The 14,248-nt window shown below is 43.4% G+C and carries 11 protein-coding genes, 1 tRNA gene and 1 pseudogene; 10 read left to right on the top strand and 3 right to left on the bottom strand.

The genetic code is table 11. The features are described from left to right. The first annotated feature begins 125 nt into the window (after nucleotides 1-125). The 4 genes from C9I89_RS04335 to C9I89_RS04320 all read left to right on the top strand — a co-directional run bounded on the left by C9I89_RS04335 (nucleotide 126) and on the right by C9I89_RS04320 (nucleotide 3,195). Nucleotides 126-497 carry an antibiotic biosynthesis monooxygenase family protein gene (locus C9I89_RS04335; RefSeq protein ID WP_107282127.1) on the top strand — a complete coding sequence of 124 codons (372 nt, stop codon included), beginning with the start codon at nucleotides 126-128 and terminating at the stop codon, nucleotides 495-497. Nucleotides 498-857: 360 nt separating this feature from the next. Further along, nucleotides 858-1,334, top strand: coding sequence for a DoxX family protein (locus tag C9I89_RS04330; RefSeq protein WP_107282126.1), 477 nt, complete (start codon nucleotides 858-860; stop codon nucleotides 1,332-1,334). A gap of 107 nt (nucleotides 1,335-1,441) precedes the next feature. After that, on the top strand, nucleotides 1,442-2,386 hold the full coding sequence (locus C9I89_RS04325) for a glutathione S-transferase family protein (RefSeq protein ID WP_107282125.1): 945 nt from the start codon (nucleotides 1,442-1,444) through the stop codon (nucleotides 2,384-2,386). 5 nt (nucleotides 2,387-2,391) lie between these two features. After that, nucleotides 2,392-3,195: a DODA-type extradiol aromatic ring-opening family dioxygenase gene (locus C9I89_RS04320; RefSeq protein ID WP_107282124.1), complete on the top strand. Its 804-nt coding sequence runs from the start codon at nucleotides 2,392-2,394 to the stop codon at nucleotides 3,193-3,195. Between the two features lie 198 nt (nucleotides 3,196-3,393). Here C9I89_RS04320 and C9I89_RS04315 read toward each other — a convergent pair. Next, nucleotides 3,394-3,867 (bottom strand): annotated as a pseudogene (locus C9I89_RS04315) (IS91 family transposase); the annotation flags it as partial. Further along, the gene (locus C9I89_RS04310) at nucleotides 3,864-4,754 is read right to left on the bottom strand and encodes a site-specific integrase (protein ID WP_107282123.1); all 891 of its coding nucleotides are present in this window, start codon (nucleotides 4,752-4,754) and stop codon (nucleotides 3,864-3,866) included. The gene C9I89_RS04310 and the pseudogene C9I89_RS04315, both read right to left, overlap by 4 nt. A 721-nt stretch (nucleotides 4,755-5,475) precedes the next feature. On the opposite strand from C9I89_RS04310, the gene C9I89_RS04305 reads away from it, so the two are divergent. After that, a complete protein-coding gene (locus tag C9I89_RS04305) occupies nucleotides 5,476-6,072 on the top strand; it encodes an AAA family ATPase (RefSeq protein ID WP_107282122.1) in 597 nt (198 codons plus the stop codon). Nucleotides 6,073-6,173: 101 nt separating this feature from the next. On the opposite strand, the gene C9I89_RS04300 is transcribed toward C9I89_RS04305, so the two are convergent. Beyond that, nucleotides 6,174-8,063 (bottom strand): methyl-accepting chemotaxis protein, encoded by a 1,890-nt coding sequence (locus tag C9I89_RS04300; protein WP_211315202.1) that lies wholly within the window; start codon nucleotides 8,061-8,063, stop codon nucleotides 6,174-6,176. Between the two features lie 1,022 nt (nucleotides 8,064-9,085). Here C9I89_RS04300 and C9I89_RS04295 point away from each other — a divergent pair. From C9I89_RS04295 to C9I89_RS04275, 5 genes are all read left to right on the top strand, one after another. Continuing rightward, nucleotides 9,086-9,388: an isoamylase early set domain-containing protein gene (locus C9I89_RS04295; RefSeq protein ID WP_107282312.1), complete on the top strand. Its 303-nt coding sequence runs from the start codon at nucleotides 9,086-9,088 to the stop codon at nucleotides 9,386-9,388. Nucleotides 9,389-9,892: 504 nt separating this feature from the next. Next, nucleotides 9,893-10,750, top strand: coding sequence for a D-amino-acid transaminase (locus tag C9I89_RS04290; RefSeq protein WP_107282120.1), 858 nt, complete (start codon nucleotides 9,893-9,895; stop codon nucleotides 10,748-10,750). Between the two features lie 91 nt (nucleotides 10,751-10,841). Further along, nucleotides 10,842-11,954, top strand: coding sequence for an alanine dehydrogenase (gene ald / locus C9I89_RS04285; protein ID WP_107282119.1), 1,113 nt, complete (start codon nucleotides 10,842-10,844; stop codon nucleotides 11,952-11,954). A 226-nt stretch (nucleotides 11,955-12,180) separates the two neighbouring features. Continuing rightward, on the top strand, nucleotides 12,181-13,962 hold the full coding sequence (locus C9I89_RS04280; protein ID WP_107282118.1) for an oxygen-binding di-iron domain-containing protein: 1,782 nt from the start codon (nucleotides 12,181-12,183) through the stop codon (nucleotides 13,960-13,962). A gap of 132 nt (nucleotides 13,963-14,094) precedes the next feature. Then, a tRNA-Ser gene (locus tag C9I89_RS04275) sits at nucleotides 14,095-14,185 on the top strand. Nucleotides 14,186-14,248: the final 63 nt, after the last annotated feature.

Below are 14,248 nucleotides of genomic sequence, written 5' to 3'. Positions count from 1 at the left end.
TTTTAATGATAGTTAAATTATACCTGTACAACGAGCTGGGTTAGCCTAATCACCTTTAGGTAACTAGTATAAAGCTAACTTGGTTGAGCTTATTTACTATCACTTAAATAGAAGAAGTATTAATTATGCGTTATTTCAAAAGATTATCTTTAGTATTGCTAACTATGATGGCTACACTTTCTACCGCTTTTGCATCAGACACAGCAGTCATTGAAATTGTCACACTAACACTGAAAGAGGGTGTCTCATATACTGAGTTTGCTCCAATTGATAAAGCGGTTGAAGACCAACATGTTGCTAAACAGCCAGGATTTATATCACGCGAATCAGCCGCTGGGGAGAATGGAGAGTGGCTTGTAATTGTACACTGGGAATCTGCGAAGGATGCTGATGCTTCTATGGCTTCATTTATGAGTGCCTCAGCAGCTCAAAAATTTGTCGATAATATTGACGGTTCCACTATGGTTATGAAGCGTTATTCTAAGGCGTTTAAATAACCTCCAAATAAGCATCCCTGCCTTTCTTGCCCTACACGCTTTGATAGCTGTAGGGCTTTTTGCTTTGTTAAAGCTTATTCAGCTAAAAAATTAGTGTTTATCGAAACAGGACAACCGCAAATACGCCCATGTATGCTTGAACCGCAGCATCCCTATGCGACCAGCTCACTGAATTCCACCCAGATCGAAGCGTAACTTTTACTGATTTGTATTTCGCACTCTACAATTAACAACAATTTGTTGATAGTTATTCAATGATTCTACCATTTATCTTCTTATGGTTGTTAATTATATTATGAATATGCAAAGCAAACGGGTAATGCATAACTTCAACAAATTAACTGAAATAGGAGAATGATGATGAATTCTAAAATTATTAAATCTGTATTAAACACAACAACGAGTATTGCACCACTAACAATTCGCATTCCTTTAGGGATTGTTTTAGCCGCTCATGGTGCTCAAAAGCTGTTCGGATGGTTTGGTGGCTACGGTCTAGAGGGAACAGGTCAATGGATGGCAAGTATTGGTTTTGAGCCGGGTATGCTAATGGCCTTCTTGGCAGGCAGTGGAGAGTTTTTTGGCGGTATTGCGCTAATGTTCGGATTGTTAACACGTCCAGCAGCAATCGTGACTGGCTTTACCATGCTTATAGCAATGACAGTACATTGGGGGAATGGTCTTTTTCTTGCCAACAATGGTTATGAATTTGCACTAATACTACTTTTCGCATCTGTTTCTTTGGCAATTCAAGGCGGAGGTCGTTATTCACTGGATAATCTAGTTAACTCTTGGTTACAAAGCCGTTCTTACAATGGTACTGATACAGCCGCTTAATTATTTTCTTGAACTTACTTTAAATCAGCGAAATCTGGAACGGGATGAGTATCTGATCCCACCCAGATCGAACCGTTACTTTTACAGATGATATAAGGATGATGAACATGTTAGTAAATGGTGTGTGGACTGAAAACTGGCAACCTGTCCAAGCAAAAGATAAAGATGGTAGATTTATTCGACAAACTTCTAGCTTCAGAAACTGGATCACTAAAGATGGTCAACCGGGCCCAACAGGTACTGGTGGTTTTAAAGCGGAAAAAGATCGCTATCATTTGTATGTCGCTTATATCTGCCCATGGGCATCACGTACGCTAATGGTAAGAGAGCTTAAACGGCTAACCAACTATATCACCATCAGTGTTGTTAACCCTGTTCTAACTGATCAAAGTTGGCAGTTTGGCGGTCACCCCGGCTCAGATCTTGATACTCTTAATGGGCATCAATATCTACATGAACTATATACAGCGGCAGACTCAACCTTTACAGGACGCGCAACAGTCCCTGTTCTTTGGGATAAAGTGAATAAGGTTGTGGTTAACAATGAATCGGCAGACATCATTCGCATGTTAAATACTGCCTTCGATGATTTAACTGGATCAACGTTGGATCTGTACCCCGATGAGTTTGCAACAGATATCGATGCTTTAAATAAGCGAGTTTATGAAAATCTCAATAACGGTGTGTATCAAGCGGGTTTTGCAAGTTCACAGTTAGCCTATGAAGAGGCTTACCATAAAGTATTTAACATGCTGGATGAACTTGAAAATCGTTTAGAAGGTGATCACAAATTTTTATTGGGTGACACAATTTCTGAAAGTGATATCAGACTGTTCGTTACCTTGGTTCGTTTTGATGTGGCCTATCATGGCTTATTTAAGTGTAACCGTAATACGTTAGCCAGTATGCCGAACCTTACTCGCTACGTTAAGCGTATTCTGTCGATTAAGGGTATAGAGAGAACCGTTAACCTTGATCACATCAAACACGGTTATTACTCAATCAAAGCTTTAAACCCAACGGGTATCGTACCAGTAGGGCCAGAGGTATAAGTTTTATGACGATTCAATCGAATTCAACACTGTTTCCGGCACTCTTCATTTCACACGGTTCTCCGATGATGGCAATAGAGGAGAGTGCCACAAAGACATTTTTAAATAATCTTGGGAATACTCTTCCCACACCAAAAGCAATTGTTGTGTTTTCAGCGCATTTTGATGTAAACGATAATGTTGTAGTCACTAGCGGAGAGAATCCAGCGACAATCCATGACTACTATGGTTTTCCTGAAGCGCTATACGCTCTTAATTACTCGGCACCAGGTGCGCCTAAGCTGGCGCAAAAGGTTGTTGGCTTGTTGAGTGAAGGCGGAATCAAATCGCGGTTAGATGCTAATCGAGGTTGGGATCATGGCGTCTGGATACCGATGAAATTGATTTTCTCGAAAGCTAATATTCCCATCGTGCAAATTTCTATCAATAGTCAGCTCGGGCCTGAAGCGCACTATCGTTTAGGTCAATGTCTGAGAGTTTTACGCGAGCAGGATGTATTGATCGTAGGCTCTGGGGGGATAAGTCATAACTTGCGAGAGCTGTTTACGAATAGACCAGATCCTGATAGAGCTAAGAAAGTAGAATTATTTACTCGATGGGTTTGCAAAACTCTACATATTGGCGATATCAAAAGCCTTTTTAACTATTTAGATGACGCGCCATATGCCCTGTTTAATCACCCGACACCGGAGCACCTTTTGCCTCTTTTTTGCATCTTGGGAAGCTGTACTGATAGTGAATCTATTAAGCGCATCCATCAAAGCGTTGAATCTGAGGTATTGGCATTAGATGCATACTTGTCAGACTAAGTACGCATATTAATGGCCTAATAATTTCTCGCCTTGTTAGTGCTGTAGCTCAATTTATCAAAGCACACAGTATATGAAGTATTGAACCTAAAGCGCCCAAGAACCCACAATAAAAAACTGTGCTAATCACCTTCGATGAGTCCGTCACTCTAACAAACAAGAATAGGTGTCGCGAAGCCGACACCTTTATTCGGAGTTGACATGCAAGTGAGGGTGCAGGTTCCTTTGTCGGCTGTGGGTATGCAGCACGATGGTAAAACCCAGCTCTCCTTTATGTTGCCTTTGGGCGAAGTCTTTCAGTACCCCGGAGGCCACAGAGAACATCGCCTGATAAAGTGCTTTGGGATGAGAGCGAGCCAGTACTCTTAACTCATAGGGTAAAGTGAAGGTGACCATATAGTAGTGTACAGGCAGCAGCTTCTGTTTCTGGCGCTCCAGCCAGTCGGAGGTGGTGCGGTGCAGGCACTGGGGGCAGTGCCGATGACCGCAAGACAACGGTAGTCGGTCATGATGCTGGCAGTGAGAGCAGAACCATTGGGAGCGACCTTGTTGCTCAGTTTTGCATCGTAACATTGCCGCGATGGCTCGGCGAACATCGCTGCTGATTTGAGCGTCGTAATGACGCTCAAGCTCATCACTATACTGGCGAAGTAATTCGATAAACACGCTCATAGTGTTCCCTCCCAGTTTAACAACAAGCGGTCAGCTAAGTGGTTCAGTGCGTTGGCAGCATCATGCTGTTTTAATTGAGTAAGCTGGGTGTAACGAGCGGTGGTATTAAGGCTGGCATGCCCAAGCAGGATCTGTAATGAACGGAGGTCGAGACCTTGTTCAAGTAAGTGGGTAGCAAAGCAGTGCCGTAAGGAGTGTGGTGTGATTCGCTTATAGATCCCGCATTCTCTAAGGATCTGCTTCAGAGCTTTTTGTGCGCCCTGATCATCCATCGGTGAGTCACAACACTTTCCCTTGCTGGGGAAAATGAGTTCAGGATGGCGATGAGTACACCAGTATAAACGAAGTGCATTAAGCGTTCGCTGAGGCAAGGGTACCAGGCGGTCTTTGCCACCTTTGGCATGACGGATATGAACTTGCATCGTCTGACTGTCGATGTCATGGATAGTCAGTTGAAGCCCTTCATTAATCCGAAGTCCCATAGTGTAAAGGATGAGGAACAATACGCGATAACGCGGCTCGCGGGTTTGATTAATCACTTTAGCCACTTGCTCTGGCGAGATGATATTGGGTAGGCGCTTCACTTTCGGTGGTTTGATAATGCCTATCCATTCCCATTGTTTATGCAGGGTATGTTTATAGAAAAACTGAAGACCGCAGCGGTCAAGTTTAATGGTGCTCCAGGAAACTGTGCCGATAAGTTGGCTGAAGTAATGTCGTAAATCATCGATGGTCAGGGTATCTGGGCAACGGTCAAAGAACTTGGTGATTCGTCGCACGGCTAACGAGTATGCGGATATGGTTTTGGGACGTTTACCTTGCAGCTTAAGGTGGGTGAGATGTTGCTGATATAACTCGTCAAATCGTTGTTGTTCTGAGGCTTTCATGATCTACTCTCCGGTAAATCACCATCGGAATGATGGTGTTACTAAAGAGTATGGTTATTCTGACATGCTCAGTGCTCTGCCGCGCAGCGGCTTCGTTCAGCAAGCTTCTGTCCAGAAATGAGGTAGCTTACATTGACTTGGTATTGACTTGGTATGTAATTTTAACTAGAGTCAATTGCATATCACAATTGTTTAAATCTGCTTGCGCCATGTTTGGTTACGCATTGATTTAAAACGGTTTATTTTGATTTTATATCGCGAGGGCAGGGTTCAAATCCCTATCTCTCCGCCAAATTCAAAAAAGCCAGCTTAATTGCTGGCTTTTTTACATTTGTCGCTTGGGAAAACCACGGTTCAGCCGAGCAAAGCGAGACAACGTTGCTAGCCGAAGGCGTTTTATAGCAACGACCCGAAGGGCGAAGTAAATCCTCTCATACCCAAAGCGCTCCGTCACATTCTAAAGCTTCAGCAGAAATGGTGGGGCTTTTTTGTGTCTGATATTTGGTGAAAGTAACCACTTACAGACATCATCACTAATTTATTTATTCATTCGTACAAAAATTCCGTGGTAACCAACATGTGTCCCTGGAATTAACCCGATATACTTGAAATACTTTTTTGCTAAATCGATGACCAGAGCACTATTGTTATTCATATACGGATCCCTTTAGTTGAAATTAACCGTAGCCACCGGTTGTTCAACAATCTGCTAGAGGTAACTATGAAGAAACAGCTAAAAGTAGTCGTAACGGGTGGCCCCGGTGGCGGAAAGACCACGGCACTCGATCTTTTCCGGCGAGAGCTTTGCGATCAACTAGCGATTGTTCCAGAGGCTGCAACTGTTCTCTTCTCTGGTGGTATAACTCGCTCGAGCAATGAACCAGTACTTAAAAATGTTCAAAAAGCCATTTTTTCTCTTCAGCAAAATTTAGAGGACATCCAAAAAAACAAGTATCCCAATAGGCTTCTTGTCTGTGATCGAGGAACATTAGACGGTCTGGCTTACTGGCCGGGAACGGAAGAGAATTTTTTTCAGGAGGTAAACTCTAACTTTGAAAATGAAATCGTTCGCTACGATGCGGTCATTTTTTTTGAATCTGCTGCCGCAAGCGGGCATGATATCTCCAGTAACAATCCAGTCAGAAATGAAACGTCAAAACAAGCTGCTGAACTGGATCAAAAGTTACAGGACATTTGGTCGAGGCATCCCCATTATTACTTTGTTGGTAGCTCGGAATCATTTGTAAGGAAAATCATGTTCGGAATCATGACCATCGAGAATGTTATCAACAGACACAATAAAGAGAACGGAAATTAAAACGAGTGGCTCCTGTCCCTTCATGTTAATGCCCATAATGTTTTAAACATTATGGGCAATTTGGTATCAGGTTCGAATTAATTAATCAGTTAATTGCTAAATTAAACAACGAAAGTTGATACTTTAGCATTGAGCTGTGCGGCTTGATTACTTAGCGCCTGTGCCTGTTGGCGAGCAACCTGTGCATCATCGGCAAGCTGATCCGTCACATCTTTAATCGATGTTGTATTCTGAGTGATTTCATCCGTCACTTGGGTTTGTTCTTCTGCTGCAGTCGCAATCTGGGTTGCCATATCACTGATTAATGCGACGGAATTATTGATCTGTTCAAGCGCTGCCGTTGCCTGATCTGCATCTTCAACCGAACACTGGGCCAATTTAGAACTGGTTCCCATCAAGCCAACCGCCTTAGATGTTGTCTGCTGCAAGGTTGCAATCATGCCCTGAATTTCTTCCGTTGAAGTGTGGGTGCGTTGTGACAATACACGCACTTCATCAGCAACGACCGCAAAACCTCGACCTTGTTCACCCGCTCGAGCCGCTTCAATTGCTGCATTTAAGGCCAATAAATTTGTCTGCTCAGCAATACCCTGAATCGTCGACAATATACTATTGATCCCCTGTGCATGTTCGTTCAACTCGCTGATAACGTCCGTCGCCTGATTCACTTCTTCAGCAAGGTTATTAATCGAGGCCCGGCTCTGTATGACCAGCTCACGACCGCTATTGGTGTGAGCCGTTGAATCTTGTGCGACACGGGCCGTTTGCTCTGCGTGAGAGGCAATCTCTTGCGTTGCTGAAGCCATTTCAGTTACGGCAGTCGCAACCATGCTAATTTCATCCTGCTGACGGTTTAACTCTTCAGCAGACTTGTTTGCAAGGCTCTCGCTGGCTTCGGATGCCTGACTTAGCTCTGCACCTTGGGTACGAACATGGCCGATTAAGACCTGTAAGCTTGCAACAAACTGATTGAAGTTACGCGCTAGATCACCGACTTCATCATTTGAATCAAGCGTGATACGTTGGGTTAAATCACCGCCGCCCTTAGCAATAACCGACAGCGCATTGGACACTTGCTGTAATGGCTTAAACAGATAAGCACATAGCATGTTGAACAGAAACACGCAGATAACGACAACCAATAGCGTTATCAACATCTGCTCATACAAGGTAGTGTATAGCGGAGCAACAACAGAGTTGTAATTAACAACGATCACTGTATTTAGGTCAGTGCCATGAATGGGAGAAACAAAGACATACCTGTCTTGACCGGTAATACGTATTTTTTCAACATAACCCTCACGGGCAATGCGTTTGAGCAGAGAATCTGTTAATTCTTGGTCTTTAACCGTTACGGGCTTGTTTAATAATGAGGTATCGGCGTCAGCGAAAATATTACCTTCGTCATTTGCAATGAACATATAGCCTTCACCAGGCAGCAGTACGTCATCAAGCTGTTTAATGATACTAGACATTTCGACATCGGCACCTAAAACGGCTTGCTGACCAAAAATAGTGATAGCCTTGGCCATAGAAACCACGCTGGCCCCTGTGGCAGCCGCGACAGTTGGGTTCTCGACGGTTACTGTACCGTTTAGCGTGATTGCATGTTGATACCAGCCCCACTCTCGGGGATCATCATTACCCGCGGGTAAAATAACTTTATTAGCATTCTCCTGAGTACCATCAGGAAAAGCTAAGAAAACATTATCAAAACCTGCTGAATCACGAACTTGGTGAAGGTGTTGAGGAAGCGTTTTTCTTGCAATAGTGGCTGGCATTGCTGACAGGGCAGCGCCCTTTGCATCCATCCAGTCAGCCACATAGTAATTATAAGCGGAAGCGGCGCTCTTAAGCCGTTCGTTAATATCGTCGTCTAAGCGACCGAGGGAGGAAAAGAAGGAAAGCACGGTGACGACAAGGGCACCGATAATTATGGCAGCACTAGCCGACAGCGCCAACTTTTGCCTGAGAGTCATGTTAAACATCATTATCCCTATGTTATATAAAGTAAAAATAGCATTTAGCCGCTATTATTTTGGAGCATGAATAAAATCGGGGTAATTATACATATTTAAGATTCAAAAACCTCTCGAATTCGCACCATGAATCCGCTGTGGGGATATGATCAGCTGGCTTTATTCGGTTGGCACTTTTTTATGTCAGTGATGAATGGTAGAAGTATTGAATATGCCATCACGGAATTGATCGGTGTATGTCCGGAATCCAGTTTTGACCTGTGCTTTTTAGAGTCCGCATAAGTTTGTTTCTCTCCTTGCGGGGGATGATGTTTGGTGATGGAATTTAACAATGTGCAATATACGGTAAAGGCGGTAGATATCGGTAAATCGACCACAAAATACACCTTATTGTACATGCCAGTGGGGCAGTCCAGCACTTACGCTACATTTTAATATACTTACTGAATAAGTTTTGGCCAATATTGCCGAATCACTTGGAGTATCAGCATAAGGTGTAGAGATGATCCCTGCCATTAATAATGATGATGCAATCATAGATGCATAAAATAATTTTACTGTTTTCTTATGGTGACCCCCCGTCTTTTTTGAGCGATGTTATATTTTGGCTTCAAACGTTTTTGTTTTATGATTTGTATTTGGCAACCGTCATGCCATGAAATGCCGGAAACCGAAATAATTTGTCATTCAGAGTATTAAACTAATAAATCAATAAATTCATGAAAGGTTACTCTGGAATGAGTGGTTCAGAGGGATATTAAAAATATCTTTATTATATTGTGGTTAACCGTCATACCATGACAGTGCATATCTGCACCATTTTAGATATTAATAGTTAATATCTGATGCACCAACCTACAGCAATGAAAGTTCAAAACAGTGAGTAATATTCAAATAGCGCGAAAGCTCGTCACCCCTAACGTTACAGAAACCTAAAATAGTATTTCATATACGTGATCTAAAGAACGGTTGATGTATTAATTCCACTTGGTTATTATTTTATGGTTTTAAGCAATTTTAAGAAGGAATTTAAAGTGATCAAGAAACGATTTTTCAAAACTAAAGATGAAGTAGAAGTGACATTTGAATGGCCTAAGGGCGATATCAAGAATATAGCTCTTGCTGCTGATTTTAATCAGTGGGAAGCAACACCAATGAAGCTAAATAAAAAAACAAAAACCTATAACGTTAAAGTTAGGCTACCCAAAAATCAGAGTTATCAATTTCGTTATCTTATAAATGAAAGTCTGTGGGAGAATGATCCAAAAGCAGATGGCTATATCAAAAATAACTACGGTGACGATAATAGTATATTATCAACATCAGTAACGGTATAGAATGCCCCAAAGATCCGCCAGAAGCCTGCCTCTTGATCACAAGGTGTGATCAAGAGGCTTCATTAATTGGTGATCTTCAAAGATGGTTTGCCGTTTTACATGACCACCTAACGCGACAGATTCATCTCTCTTCCCCTTGCATTACTGTCATCTCCGTCGTTTCAGCCATACATTATGGGGCTAAGTTTTCGCCAAATGCAGATAATTGTGCTAGAAAAAATATAATATACCCAAGTGACCTCAATATGCTTGTTCAGCGAGAATTTATTGGCTTCTAGGCAAGACGCTGATTTGAAGACATAGTTGTTCTACGTTAATAATCAGCAACGCAGCATAGGAGCCAATAAAACTCGCCCTTCGGGAGTGAGTCAGCGTGCTCACTTCTGTGTCAAATGTGTTTGAAAGGGATGGCCATTCCTACGCACATTTTCCTTGAATTGAACACGCTGAGCTCACTCTGAATCCTGCATCTTGAGGTCACTTGGGTATAAGAGGGAAAAAATTATGGAACGGATTGTTTATTTAAATGGTAAATATATCAGCGAATCGGATGCGAAGATCTCTATTTTTGACCGGGGCTTCTTATTTGCCGATGCGGTATATGAAGTTACTGCTGTGCTGGATGGGAAATTAGTCGATAACGCCGGCCACTTGGCGCGCTTGAAGCGTTCCTGTGGCGAGCTGGATTTGGAGCTGCCGGTGACGACAGAAAAGTTGACGTCTATCCAAAAAGAGCTGGTCAAATTAAATAATCTTAAAGAGGGGGGAATTTACCTTCAGCTTAGCCGTGGTAATGCTGGTGACCGTGATTTTGCCTATCCCGTTGATACCAAACCAACTCTGGTTTTATTTACTCAGGTTCGCTCTTTGCTGGAGTGCCCGAAAGCGAAAAATGGCATCAAAGTTATTTCATTGCCAGATATCCGTTGGAAACGGCGAGATATTAAAACCGTGGGTCTGCTCGCATCATGTATGGCGAAACAAGCCGCCTTGTCGGCTGGTGCTGATGATGCGTGGCTGGTGGAAGATAGCTATGTCACCGAGGGCAGTGCTAACAATGCCTATATTGTTACAGCAGAAGGCACGTTAGTGACTCACCACCTTAGCAACGATATCCTTCATGGGATCACCAGAAAAAGCCTGCTGCAACTCGCTGAGGAAGCTGGTATTCAAATTGAAGAACGCAGGTTTACCATTGAAGAGGCCTGTGAGGCCAGAGAAGCATTTGTTAGTTCTGCAACCACTTTTGTCTGGCCGGTTATCAGCATTGACGATTACCAAATTGGTGATGGTAAGCCAGGACCGGTAGCGGGCATGTTGCGTAAAATCTATATTGATATCGCGCTATCCACGGCGGATTGAGTTCTGCCATCGGTCGCTTACAATACCCGTCGCCCTCATCGAAATTCGTTCTACACTCAAAATATAATTAAAATTTTGAGGAGTCTTCGGCATGGACATTGGCGTTATCAAAGAGATAAAAAACAGAGAGAACCGTGTCGCCTTGACCCCGAACGGGGCAAAGGCACTGGTGGCAGCCGGGCATACCGTGAAAGTCGAGGCAGGGGCCGGCGATGGTTCTGGCTTTACCAATGAGGACTATCGTACTGCAGGGGGACAGATCGTAACGGTTGATGCCGCCTGGGATACCGGGCTGGTGCTAAAGATCAAGGAGCCACAGACAAGTGAATTTCCCTACCTGAAAAGACAGATCCTCTTTACCTATTTTCACCTTGCCGGAGTAGATCCTGCCCTTACCGAAGCGCTGTTAGAAGGCGGAACGACGGCGATCGCCTATGAAACTGTTGAGAACGACCGAGGAAAGCTTCCCTTGCTGGCACCAATGAGTGCCGTCGCCGGTAATATGGCAGTCACTGTAGGTAGCTACTATCTGGCTAAATTTGCTGGAGGCAAAGGGATGCAGCTCGGTAGTGTCATGGGCAAACGTAACGGAAAGGTCGTTGTACTTGGCGATGGTGTTGTCGGCCGTCATGCCGCGAAAGTCGCCGACGGAATGGGTACCAATGTGGTGATATTTACCCGGCACACCGATCGCGGATCTGAACTGAAGCATGATACCTCAGGAAACCTTCGCGTGGCTCTGTCGTCGCCAGAGGTAATCGCAAAAGAATTATTGGACGCCGATTTGTTGATAGGAGCCGCGTTGCGTCCGGGTAGCCGTGCTCCCCATCTGGTATCAAAAGCGATGGTGGCTACAATGCAACCAGGTAGTGTGATTGTTGATGTCAGTATTGATCAGGGCGGATGTATTGAGACCTCTCGGCCAACGTCGCACTCTGACCCGGTTTTTCAGGAACAGGGGGTCACTCACTACTGCGTGACTAATATGCCGGGTGCCTATCCGAGAACCTCCACAATTGCATTGACCAGCGCCACGTTCGATTACGTATTGCGCCTGGCTTCGGGAGGAATATCTGCGTTAAGGGAGGACAACGGCTTCGGTAAGGGGGTGAACACTTACCATGGTCACATCACCTGCCGGCCAGTAGCGGAGAGCCTCCAGATGCTATCAAGATTCAGAGCATTCTCGGAAATCACCGACTAGGAATTCGTTCTACACTTAGCCCTCTGCCTTGCAGCCGCAGAACTGAATGACCGACAAACAACCAGCCCTCGAAAAGTAATACTAATCGGGGTAATTATTCTGATTAGTATTATTTTCATGACATTTATCATGGTTACCCATGATGCGACTGAAAAAAATATTTGGCTAGCGTATGTTGAATATCGGTATTGATGGAGAAAGCGTTTGTGGCTGAGGAATTTTCTCGATGACGGGACTGGAACAAAAATTAGAAAATATGGACTCGAACCATGCTATCGAAATTGCACCTCGAATATGGTGGGTTGGCCATGAACAAAAGGATGATCCGTTTCAGTGTCATGTCTATCTCATTGAGCAGGGTGATCAATCTGTACTTATCGATCCGGGTTCCAAGCTCACAATTGCCAATACCTTAAGAAAAATCAATGAGGTCATTTCCTTCACGTCAATTAAGTATTTTGTTTGCCAGCACCAAGACCCGGATATTACTGGGTCGTTAGAATTGATTGAGAAGTTGATCTGCAGAGATGATGCAGTGATTGTCACCCATTGGCGAACCCAGATGCTGCTTAAGCACTATGCCGTTGATATTCCTTTCTGGTTGATAGAAGACAACGATTGGCAGTTAGAATTACAAGATCGTACCCTGAGTTTTTGCTTCACGCCTTATGCGCACTTCCCCGGCGCATTTACCACATTTGATCCCAAATCAGGGATTATGTTTTCCAGTGATCTTTTTGGCGGACTCACCGACGAGTTTTCTCTTTTTGCCAAAGATGAAACCTACTTGGAGTGCATGAAGCCATTTCATCAGCATTACATCCCGAGTAACGACATTTTACAGTATGCGTTAAGCGTGATTGAGAAGTACCCCATGGAGATGATTGCACCTCAGCATGGATCTATCATTCCCAAAAAATTGATCCCTTACATGATTGACGGTTTGAAGTCGCTTGACTGCGGCTTGTACTTATTACTTCGTGGTACCACAGATTTAAAAAAGCTATCAAAATTTAATGAAACCCTGAAAAACATCACTAAAACAATGACAATATTTCGTGATTTTAAAGAAATTTCAGAAGCATTATTCAAGCTTATTCAAAGTGAAATTCCGATAAAAGCCTTAGATTTTTATGTCCGGGATATTGACGAAGATATAATCTATTTTGGTAAAAATAATCATTATCGCGGTCATGTTATAACCGAGGTGCCTGAAATGGTTTCCCGAGTCTTCGAGACAAAAAAAGTAAGTTCGAAGGAGGGGAGTTCTTGTGAGCTATATGAACTTAGGCATGATAAGGTCGGAAAAAATCTTTACGAATGTCTATTAATTCCATTGATCTTTCCGGATAAAGAGTCAACAGAAGCTGTCATTTTGATTCGGTTAAACAGCAATGAAAATGATCAGGAAAAAATGCAACGTGTCGTCGAGCAGATGATCGTACCGCTTCAGGTTTCGATTGAAAGAGAGATGATTTATCGGGATATGGAAAAAGAACGTGAGAAGATCTATCAGCGTTCAATACGAGATCCATTGACCAATTTATATACCCGTATCTACATGAAAGATGTAGTCCAAAAATTGCTTGATCAACAGAATAGAGACAAAAGCTCAAAAACCGTCGCGATTATGATGGATATCGATCATTTTAAAAAAGTGAATGATACCTATGGCCACAGTCAGGGGGATGTTGTTTTACAAGGTGTCGCATCATGTATTCTTGAACAGTGTCGAAGTGCTGATATTCCGATCCGCATAGGTGGTGAGGAATTTGTCATTTTTTCTCAGGTCGGCCTCGATGGAGCCTTTCAGTTCGCGGAAAGAATTCGAAATCATATTGAGAATATAAAATGGGACGGTCCGGTAGAAGGAATAAAGATTACAGCCAGCTTCGGAGTCGCTGCCAGACAATTAGATGAAACGCTGGAAATGCTGATATCAAGAGCAGATGTTGCGCTGTATAAAGCTAAACATCAAGGTCGAAATCGTACTTGCGTGGTTGAATAACATCACCTGAATGTGAACTGCCTGATTTTTATTCGGTTGAGGAAAAAAACAGGGAAACCGTTGCTTTATTGAGCGGTTGAGTGTTTTGGGTATTTACAGCCTGCTTTGAGGTACGTATTATTTGCCGCATCTGGAGAGATGGCTGAGTGGTTGAAAGCACCGGTCTTGAAAACCGGCATACGTTTATAGCGTATCTAGGGTTCAAATCCCTATCTCTCCGCCAAACAGTAACGAATCTGGGCACCTCGTCAGAGGTGCCCATTTTTGCGCTTGATATAAGGTGAAT

It is taken from the genome of Photobacterium lipolyticum, from assembly GCF_003026475.1.
Classification (GTDB): domain Bacteria; phylum Pseudomonadota; class Gammaproteobacteria; order Enterobacterales; family Vibrionaceae; genus Photobacterium; species Photobacterium lipolyticum.
This window is presented reverse-complemented; position numbering and strand designations above follow the sequence as displayed.

Excerpts from the sequence above, each read along its gene's own strand:
- C9I89_RS04335 (WP_107282127.1), top strand. The coding sequence starts at position 126 with ATGCGTTATTTCAAAAGATTATCTTTAGTATTGCTAACTATGATGGCT.
- C9I89_RS04330 (WP_107282126.1), top strand. The coding sequence starts at position 858 with ATGAATTCTAAAATTATTAAATCTGTATTAAACACAACAACGAGTATT.
- C9I89_RS04325 (WP_107282125.1), top strand. The coding sequence starts at position 1,442 with ATGTTAGTAAATGGTGTGTGGACTGAAAACTGGCAACCTGTCCAAGCA.
- C9I89_RS04320 (WP_107282124.1), top strand. The coding sequence starts at position 2,392 with ATGACGATTCAATCGAATTCAACACTGTTTCCGGCACTCTTCATTTCA.
- C9I89_RS04310 (WP_107282123.1), bottom strand. The coding sequence starts at position 4,754 with ATGAAAGCCTCAGAACAACAACGATTTGACGAGTTATATCAGCAACAT.
- C9I89_RS04305 (WP_107282122.1), top strand. The coding sequence starts at position 5,476 with ATGAAGAAACAGCTAAAAGTAGTCGTAACGGGTGGCCCCGGTGGCGGA.
- C9I89_RS04300 (WP_211315202.1), bottom strand. The coding sequence starts at position 8,063 with ATGATGTTTAACATGACTCTCAGGCAAAAGTTGGCGCTGTCGGCTAGT.
- C9I89_RS04290 (WP_107282120.1), top strand. The coding sequence starts at position 9,893 with ATGGAACGGATTGTTTATTTAAATGGTAAATATATCAGCGAATCGGAT.
- ald (WP_107282119.1), top strand. The coding sequence starts at position 10,842 with ATGGACATTGGCGTTATCAAAGAGATAAAAAACAGAGAGAACCGTGTC.
- C9I89_RS04280 (WP_107282118.1), top strand. The coding sequence starts at position 12,181 with ATGACGGGACTGGAACAAAAATTAGAAAATATGGACTCGAACCATGCT.